Here is a 332-nt window from a genome sequence, read left to right on the forward strand (position 1 = left end):
TGCCGCCACACCGTCCATACGCATTGCGGCGCAGTTCATGCAGGCGATACAGCCGGGCGATCCGCGTGACCCAGTCCATCGCCCAGTCCCACAGCGCGGGGTGGTCGCGCGCCAGGTTCAGGAAGTCGCGCCGCTGGTGCGCCCAGCAATACGACAGGCTGATGCCCGCGTTCTGGCTGGCGTACTTCTTGTACGCCGAGTACCGATCCACGCTCAGGATGCCCGAGTCCACGCCCAGCAGTGCTGCCGCCGGAACCTGCGCCGAGCGCGAGGGATCGAGCACGAACTGCACAACGTCCTGGGCCTGGAACACCCACAGGTACCAACGGTGG

The 332-nt window shown here is 66.9% G+C and carries 1 protein-coding gene; it reads right to left on the reverse strand.

From position 1 onward, the window contains the following. The coding region (locus HCU76_RS36410) for a transposase (protein WP_218512071.1) at positions 1-332 on the reverse strand (332 nt) is incomplete at both ends.

Origin of the sequence: Variovorax sp. dw_308 (genome assembly GCF_019207085.1) — a bacterium.
In the GTDB taxonomy this organism is placed as follows: Bacteria; Pseudomonadota; Gammaproteobacteria; order Burkholderiales; family Burkholderiaceae_C; genus Variovorax.